This is a genomic window from Longimicrobium sp., from assembly GCF_036280135.1.
Lineage (GTDB): Bacteria > Gemmatimonadota > Gemmatimonadetes > Longimicrobiales > Longimicrobiaceae > Longimicrobium.
On record NZ_DASURI010000509.1, the window covers coordinates 1 to 7,551 of the forward strand.

Below are 7,551 nucleotides of genomic sequence, written 5' to 3' on the forward strand. Positions count from 1 at the left end.
TGAATCGATGACCTGCTGACCCCCCGCTACCTACCGGATGCGGGTGGTGCGGCCGTTTTGATCCACGCGGTACAGCGGCCCAAAGTCGACGTCGTTGACCAGCGGCACCAGCTCTTCCGGGTCCGCCCGTAACGCCAGCGTCAGGAAGAACGGGTCGGCGGAGGAGGTGTTGACGGTGTAGCCCATGTCCACCAGCGACCGCGCCGTCAGCTGGCTCAGGGGCATGGAGCCCGTGTTGGCGTATCCCGTCATGAGCTCGTTGGCCAGCACCGACTCGCGCCAGTGCACGTTGATGGTGCCGGCGGGCGCATCGTTCTCTACCGGCACCTTTTGCCCGCCCGTGTAGGTGTTTCCGCCGATGAGGTTGAAGCCGGCGATGCCGTTGCTGCCCGTGTAGTAGGTATCGAGCACGGGGCCGCCCACGGGCGACGGGTTCGCCAGGAAGCCCCGGAACGACCAGAGAGAGCCAATGCCCAGCACGTGCCCCATCTCGTGGCGAATGACGTTCTCGAGCAGTCCCTCGCTCTCCATCTCCTCCATGTCGGCGGCATCGAACCGCATGGTGCCCAGCAACGGCTGGTTGCCCGGGTTGCGGATGAAGCAGGGGCTGGCGGAGCCCAGGATGCCGCTCACGCCGTCGATGTTCTCCACCCGCACCACGATCACCAGGTCATCCAGGACAAGGTTCATGCTGGGCGAGCCGGCCTCGCAGGCGTTGGCGGCAGCGGAGAACTGGCCCCCGGGCAGGTCGCCCGTGATGACCGTGCTCCAGCGGGCCGCGGCGTTCTCGAACGCGGCACGCTGCGGCGTGCTGAGCGGGGTCAGGTAACACAGGGTGATGGCGTATCCCGTCCCTCCGCCCCCCGCGCACCCACCCGCCTCGAAGCCCACGGAGGTGCTGGCGCGCGGCGTCGTGGCGGTCAGCGTGTTCAGCGCCGCCGACGAGCCCATGGTCCAGCCACCCGCGCTGGCCACGCCGCTGGCGTTGGTGCTCACGACCGTGCTGGTGACGGAGCCGCCTCCGCCCGTGACCGTGAACGTGACCGGCACGCCCGCCAGGGCAGCCCCGCCCAGGTCGCGCACCACCACCGAAGGCGCCACCGGGACAGCGGTGCCCGCCATGGCGATCTGGTTGGTTCCCCCGTTGAGGGCGATGGTGGCCGTCGCGGGCACCACCAGCGTGCGCTGCCCCCGGTTGCGCCTGCCCCGGGCCGCGAGCGCGGACGTGCCGGCCGCCTGGAACGTCACGTTGACGGTGGCTTGCCCGGAGGCCAGCGAGGCCGTGGCGCCAAAGGTGGCGGCGGGACCCGACACCCGCGACAGGGCCACGGTGTCCACGGCGCCCGTGATCACGTTGCCGTAGCGGTCCATGGCCCGCAGGGTGATGGGATACGCCGTGTTGAGGGCGGGCGCGGAGGCCGTGCCGGAGCGAAAGTTCGCACCGCAGGCGCTGACGCTTTCCCCCGGCCGGAACAGGGCCAGCAGCGCGTACCCCGCCGGGCGGGTGATGAAGCCCGTGGGCGCGGCCGCCGTCCCCGCCGTGCGCACGGAGCAGATCTGCCGCTGGCCGGGGTAGTCCGCCACCTCGGGGCCGCTGGCGGGGCTGCCGGCCAGCACCGTCACCGTGGTGGCGCCCAGCGACGCGGCCCGCTCGCGCAGCAGGCGCACGGCCGTGGTGTCCTGCCCCTCCTCGATGCTCTCCGTCATCCGTGTCTCCGTGTCCTCGATGGCCAGCACCTGGAAGGAGACCGAGAACACGTCCGCCGACGAGGTGGCCTGCAGGGGCACCCGGAACGAGAAGGTGACCACGCCGTCGAACTGGTTGACCGAGGTGGCCGCCGGAAGCGTGCGGCTGGTGGCCTCGGTCGAGGCGTTGCGCACCACGAAGCCCGAGGGGAACACCTCCAGCACGCCGGCCGGCCTGGTGATGGCGGCGACCTCCGCCTCCGTGAACACCTGCAGCACGTCCGGCTGCAGGGAGCGAAGGCCGTCCAGGTCGCTGCGCGGGGCGACCGCTCCCGTGGGTGCGATCGTGCCGGCGATGGCGGGGTCCGCGGCCGTGCCGTCGAACCGCAGGAGCGACGAGAACGGACTTCCCGGGATGGCGTTGGACCGCCCGACCAGCAGCCACGTGAGGTTGCTGAGGCTGCGCCCCGCGTTGTTGCGCACGCGATAGCTGGCGGTGACGTACCGCTGCCCGCCCGCGCCGCGTACGCCATCGACGAACGTGCCGGACGAAACGAACTCCAGCACGGGGATGGTGCTGACCGGGTTCAGCGCCGTGCTGGGACCCGATGCGCCGTCCACGGGGCGGATGCTGGAGCGCACCTCGCTGGTTCCCAGTCCCGTGATCGTCACCTCGGCCACCCCCAGGGAGACCGGTGTGGGCGCGGGGTCCGGCGGCAGGGTGGGGCGTGCGGCGTCGTCGGCGCACGCCATCGTGCCCAGCACGAGAGCGGCGGCACAAGATCGGAAAAGCAGGCGCATGATGGGACCTCCAAGGAAAGGAAAGTATGGAATGATCGTGACCGTCCTTCACGCGGGGCACCGGGCGGCATCCGCCGGCACCGGGCAACGCGGAGCCAGGTCATCAACACGCGGTTGATGACGGCGGAGCGAGGCGGTGTCGGGAAGGGGCCGCGGTGAGCGCGAGGCGTCGAGCACGCCGCACCAGGCGGTGCATCACCACGATAGCCGACAACAATTGTCTCGTCAATCTCGGCCGTGCAACACGTCCGGCGACGGGATGCGGCACTGTCCGCGAGAGGCGGTGGAGTGGTCGTTCCGCGCGGGTCATCCCGCGCGGCGCGGGCACAAGGATGCGGACGGCGGCGGATCGGCGGACGTGTCCCGGGTCGGTGACCGAGGGCGACACGACGAAAACGCAGGAGCCCCGGACGAGGGGTCACTCGCCCGGGGCTCCGCTCGTCAGCCGGTGGATGGCCGTGGCGAACCGGCCATCACGCCGCGGGGGGAAGGACGATGCCGCCGGTGTAGTCCGGTCCGAACCAGCGCACGGTCCACCCCGTCTGCACCGGCGCCCAGGTCTGCGGCGTGGACACGCTGCTGGAGAAGACCCGGAAGTCCGGCGTCACGACGTACAGGCTGCCGCCGTCGAAGGACAGCGTCAGCGCCGCACCCCCAGGGAGGGTATCCGCCTGCTGCTGCCACTGGTTCTGCAGGGACGACCACCGGGTGACGGTGCCGTCCTGCCGGGTTGCCCACGGGGTGCCATCCGGCGCGAACGCCACCGACCGGTATCCGCCGGGCGACGCCAGCTGCGGAAAGCCGTCATTGGGGCCGGCCCACCGGCCGGTGCTGGTACTCCAGTCGCCCAGCCAGCGCGACAGGTTCCCCGCCGAGCCCACGCACCACAGGTTCCCCGCCGGGTCCCAGGCCAGGCAGGACAGGCTCCAGCCGCCGAACAGCTGCGGCGCGCCCACCCAGCTTTGCAGCGTGCTTTCCCACCGGGCCGGGTTGCCCGCCGATCCCACGCACCACAGCCGGCCGTCCGGATCCCGCGCCAGCGACTGGATCTGCCATCCCTGCAGCGACAGGGGGATCGTCTGCGCCGCCGTGTACAGGCCCGCGTTGAACTCGGATCCCACGATCAGGTGTGCGGTCGTGTCGCTCATCTCGTACCTCGCTTGCTCCGGTGACCTCGTGCCGTGCCCGGGGTGGGCATCGGTCTGCGCCAAGGCTAGCGTGGATGGATCAATCACCCGTCCCGAAAACGATCAGACGCCGGATCAATGATCCGTCACTGCCGTTTTCCGCATTGATCCCGGGGCCGGAAAAGCAGTTGTCTTCCTGGATGAGAGGGTTTGCCAACCTGGCTTCAGAGCCCTCCTATCGAGCGTCATCCTGAGGAGCCGCCGCGTAGAACCTGATCCCTGCGAGTTCCATGGCGGCGACAAAGGATCTTGCCCGCAAAGCGACAGGTCGGCTCCGTGCACCAGGGCCGGCTTGTCTTCGCACACAAGATCCTTCGGTCGCGCTGTAGCTCTGCGTGCATTCAGGTCACCCACGGCGCTCCCTGAATAGAAAAGAGAGGGCTGGTTCTGGCGTGTAGCAGCCCTCACGCGAGCGCCCCTCCGGGCTCGCGGAGCTCGCCCACCTCCCCCAAAAACCCCTGGGGGAGGTTGGACTGCGGCTTTCATCCCGCAGGGTGAGCGCAGCGCCGCATGACTCAGGATGACGCATCACGACGTGGGTTGGATCAACGCCCATGCGCGGTGTTAAGCGGATCCGCGCCTCAGCCGGCGCGACGCGGGCGCGGAGAGAGGTGGCGGCGGCGCGGGAGGACCGGCGCGGTGACGGCGCCGGGCGCGGGGCGCGCATCGGCGGGGGCGAAGGCGGCGGCCACGGAGCCGGCCGGCAGCGGGCGCTCCGCCGGGAGACCCAGCAGAAAGCCCTGCCCCAGCGGCGCGCCCAAGGCGCGGGCGGCGCGCAGCTCGCCTTCCGTCTCGATCCCCTCCGCCACCAGCACGATGCCCAGCTCGCCTGCCAGCTGCACCAGCGCGGCCACGGCGGCGCGGCGGCCGCGGTGCGCGTCCATCCCGGCGATGAGCGAGCGATCGACCTTCACCACGTCCGGCACCGCCTCGGCGATGGCGTGCAGCCCGCACCGGCCGGCGCCCACGTCGTCCAGCGCGATCCAGAAGCCCGCGGCGCGGCAGGCGGCCAGCGGCGCGTGCACCTCGCCGCCGTCCAGCCGTTCGGCCTCGCTCAGCTCCAGCACCACGTCGCGCGGCGTGCGCCCGGCCGCGCGGACGGCGTGCTCCAGCGTCGGCAGGAAGTCGTCGTGCAGCAGCGCGCCGGGGCGCACGTTCAGGAACAGCGGTCCGTCCGGCCCGGCGGCCCAGCCCGCGTCCGTGGCGGCGCGCAGGGCGGACGCGCGGCAGACGGCGTCCAGCGCATGCTCGCTTCCCTGCTCCGCCGCCGCGGCAAAGAGGGCGCGCGGCGTTTCCAGCGCCGATCCCGCCGGGCCGCGGGCCAGCGCCTCGTGGGCGACCACGTGCCCGTCGGACAGCTGCACGATGGGCTGAAAGCGGCTGGCCACGCGGCCTGCCTCGATGATGGCTCGTACGTCCACGTCTCCGTCCCCGGCGTTCTCGCGGAATCCCGTCGTCGAGCCCCCAAGCTGGCCTGCCCCTGCCAAGACGGAACCACGCGCCGGTAACGGCTTCGCCTCCGCGTCCCCGTATCTCTATCAACGACGCCGAAAAACAAACGTGCCTCGCGCCTGATGCACGGAGGCACGTCGATTCGATCCCACCTGACGGAGATTCCAGCAATGAGCGTCACCCTGAGGGAGCGCCCGCGCGGAACTCGAATTCGCGTAAGGCTTTGGGCGCGACCGAAGGATCTTGCGCGCGATACTCGGGGGCGGATTCCGTGCACGAGCGCCGCCCCCGAGTCACGCATGCAAGATCCTTCGTCGCCGCTATCGTTCCGGCGCGGGCAGGGACCGCGCGGCGGCTCCTCAGGATGACGCTTCCGGGGACGGGCCCCGATTACAAGCCGTTCCGCCGTTGCAGGCTATTCCCTATTCCCTGTTCCCTATTCCCTGTCGTCACGGCCGCGTCACGCGCGCGTGGGATTCGTGTACCGCGTCGCACACGAATCGCCCGGACGCAAAACCGCCCACCAGCGAGGGCCGGCGGGCGGTGACGGATTTGGATCGGCGAAGAGTCAGGCCGCGAGGGGTGCGCCCGCGGCGGCGCGGGCCTCCTGGATGCGGGCGCGCACCTCGTCCGAAAGGCCGGGGAGGTCCGGCGCGGCGCCGGGCGTGTAGACCAGGAACCGCCGGCGGGCGGGGTCCTTCCAGAGCGCCCCCGCCGTGGGGGCCGAGAACACGCTCACCTTCCAGCCATGGGAGAGCGCCCAGAGCATCAGCTCGAGATCCTGCTGTGACATGCCGTGCACCGTTCGGAGAAAGCATCGATACGATCCCTTTGATGCTGCGCCCGCCGTCCACGCGGCGCAAGCACCGGATCGTAACGATTCCGTGACGCTCCCCACGAAAAACATCAACTGCTTTTCTCACGCAGAGGCGCAGAGGGCGCAGAGTACCCCAGCCCGCGCGGAGATCGACATCCTGCTCCGCTGCAGGCTTCTGCTCAGGCGGGCTCGACCGCGTTCGGTGAAGGAGTGACGTCCGCCGGGCGCTGGCCGCGGAGCACGCCTCGGACGGCGGCGCGCCCGTAGCGGCGCAGGGCCAGGCCGTAGCCCAGCACGACCGGAAGTCCCGTCGTGACGGCGCGCCACGCCAGGAACACGGCGCCGCCGCTGCCGCCCAGCTCGCCCGCCGTCCCCGCGGCGGCCAGCAGCTCCACCGCGCCCGCCCCGCCCGGCGTGGGAAAGAAGAGCTGGCCGTAGACGAGCGCGAACGAGCCCAGCACCAGCACGCCCATCGGCGGCGGCTCCGGCAGCGTCTGCGCCAGCACGGGGAGCATGCCCAGCCGCGCGGCAATGCTCACCAGCGTCAGCGGCACGGCCGCGGCAAGGGGCCACCCCAGCACGCCGCGCACGGCCGCGAACTCCGGCCGCGTGGAGGCGGACCGGCCCCGTCTGCGGACCCACGTCCACACGGCCACGCTCGCGACGAGCACGGTGGCGGCCCACGGCAGCACGTCGCCGGCGCGCGCGGCCAGGCGCGGGCCCACGCCGGCCCACCACGCCCCGCCCAGGGTCCACGCGGCGGCCGCGCCGGACAGCGCCACGATGGACAGGTACGTCGCCATCTCCAGCGCCAGGACGGCCGCGCCCACGCCGGCCGGCACGCCGCCGCCCATCAGCCCCAGCCAGCGCGCGGGCTCGCCGCCCAGCCGCATGGGCGTGGTGGCCGCCGCCGCGTCGCCAAAGAGGATGGACTCGCACAGGGCCGGCAGCCGCAGCCGGTGCCCCGCGCCGCGCAGCAGGCACCGCAGGCGCACCCCGCGGGCGAGCACGTCCACCGCGACGAGCGCGGCGCAGACGGCACAGGCGAGCAGCAGGCGCATGGGCACACTCCCGGATGGAGGCGACGTCGATCCGCATCCCAAGAAAGCCGCGATCCCGCCCTCGCGCCACCTTTTCGTTCACGCGGGGGTACTGGACGCCCGTCCCCGGAAGGCGGAGATTCTCCGTTACCGCGCACGGCTCGCGCGTTCCGGAGAGATTTCGGCCGAATTCCCGCTCCGCGGATCCGCCTTCCCGTTCCGCTCCCCCCGAGGAACGCCGTGATGCATCACACTCGATCGATCCGATTTCTCCTGCTCCTGGCCGCCACCTGCGGCGTTCCGGCGCTGGCCGGCGCGCAGACGGTGCACGGGCGCGTGCTGGAGGCCGGCACCAACGACCCCGTGGGCGGCGCCATCGTGAGCGTGCTGACCGAGGCGGGCGCCCGCGCGGCGGCCACGCTCTCCGACACGTCCGGCACGTACCGCGTGTCGGTAGCCGGGCCGGGGGCGTACACGCTGCGGGTGGAGCGCGTGGGATACGTGGCGTCCACCTCCGAGCGGGTGCACCTGCAGGCCGGGCAGACGCTGGAGGTGCGCCTGACGGCCG

Annotated in this window: 6 protein-coding genes; 1 reads left to right on the forward strand and 5 read right to left on the reverse strand. The window is 71.9% G+C overall.

All coding sequences use genetic code 11. The annotated features are described in order from the left end of the window. Positions 1-30 precede the first annotated feature (30 nt). From VFZ20_RS16445 to VFZ20_RS16465, 5 genes are all read right to left on the reverse strand, one after another. Positions 31-2,487, reverse strand: coding sequence for a leishmanolysin-related zinc metalloendopeptidase (locus VFZ20_RS16445; protein ID WP_329684998.1), 2,457 nt, complete (start codon positions 2,485-2,487; stop codon positions 31-33). 473 nt (positions 2,488-2,960) lie between these two features. Further along, positions 2,961-3,635 (reverse strand): hypothetical protein, encoded by a 675-nt coding sequence (locus VFZ20_RS16450; RefSeq protein ID WP_329684999.1) that lies wholly within the window; start codon positions 3,633-3,635, stop codon positions 2,961-2,963. 620 nt (positions 3,636-4,255) lie between these two features. After that, entirely contained in the window at positions 4,256-5,095 is an 840-nt protein-coding gene (locus tag VFZ20_RS16455; protein ID WP_329685000.1) for an EAL domain-containing protein, read from the reverse strand. Between the two features lie 599 nt (positions 5,096-5,694). Continuing rightward, positions 5,695-5,919 (reverse strand): hypothetical protein, encoded by a 225-nt coding sequence (locus VFZ20_RS16460; protein WP_329685001.1) that lies wholly within the window; start codon positions 5,917-5,919, stop codon positions 5,695-5,697. Between the two features lie 203 nt (positions 5,920-6,122). Continuing rightward, positions 6,123-7,004, reverse strand: a complete 882-nt coding sequence (locus tag VFZ20_RS16465) for a lysylphosphatidylglycerol synthase transmembrane domain-containing protein (protein ID WP_329685002.1) — start codon at positions 7,002-7,004, stop codon at positions 6,123-6,125. 222 nt (positions 7,005-7,226) lie between these two features. Here VFZ20_RS16465 and VFZ20_RS16470 point away from each other — a divergent pair. Beyond that, positions 7,227-7,551, forward strand: a 325-nt coding sequence (locus VFZ20_RS16470) for a carboxypeptidase-like regulatory domain-containing protein (protein WP_329685003.1), incomplete at its 3' end; no start/stop codon positions are given.

Excerpts from the sequence above, each read along its gene's own strand:
- VFZ20_RS16445 (WP_329684998.1), bottom strand. The coding sequence starts at position 2,487 with ATGCGCCTGCTTTTCCGATCTTGTGCCGCCGCTCTCGTGCTGGGCACG.
- VFZ20_RS16450 (WP_329684999.1), bottom strand. The coding sequence starts at position 3,635 with ATGAGCGACACGACCGCACACCTGATCGTGGGATCCGAGTTCAACGCG.
- VFZ20_RS16460 (WP_329685001.1), bottom strand. The coding sequence starts at position 5,919 with ATGTCACAGCAGGATCTCGAGCTGATGCTCTGGGCGCTCTCCCATGGC.
- VFZ20_RS16465 (WP_329685002.1), bottom strand. The coding sequence starts at position 7,004 with ATGCGCCTGCTGCTCGCCTGTGCCGTCTGCGCCGCGCTCGTCGCGGTG.